Raw genomic sequence first — 467 nt, 5'->3', positions numbered from 1 at the left:
ACAATCCTGTGTCTTCGCCTCCTGGCGCTCCTGACCCTCATCCTGAGTCGTTGATCCTGTTAGCGTCCTCGCTATGTGCATTACTTTACTCTTTTGGGGTAAACTCACAAGATACCGACACGGCAAATCCCTTTTTTTCAGACAATTACCTTTCTATAAATTCATGATTTAACTATATTAACTGGCTTTTAGCCTGACAACGACTCTGTCATGTCGCATAAGTGCAATGGACAATGTCTCACAAAGCGTATGGCTTTTGCTTACAGCACCGACGCGCCGAAAAATCCGTCTTTTGCTGGCGTTCAGGTATAATCGCCACAATGCTTTGACTGACGGAGACGACCGCTTTGACTAACCTGAATTATCAACAGACGCATTTTGTGATGAGTGCGCCTGATATTCGCCATTTACCTTCCGATTGCGGAATTGAAGTGGCTTTTGCTGGCCGTTCCAATGCAGGCAAATCC

1 pseudogene is annotated in these 467 nt (G+C 45.8%); it reads left to right on the top strand.

The features are described from left to right. Positions 1-383: 383 nt before the first annotated feature. Positions 384-467: pseudogene (locus ACEWB7_RS17585) on the top strand (GTP-binding protein); the annotation flags it as partial.

Origin of the sequence: Acinetobacter sp. NIOH-H-8 (assembly GCF_046635365.1) — a bacterium.
GTDB lineage: Bacteria > Pseudomonadota > Gammaproteobacteria > Pseudomonadales > Moraxellaceae > Acinetobacter.
The sequence above is the reverse complement of the archived record's forward strand: the minus strand, read 5'-3'. Positions and strand labels throughout refer to the sequence as shown.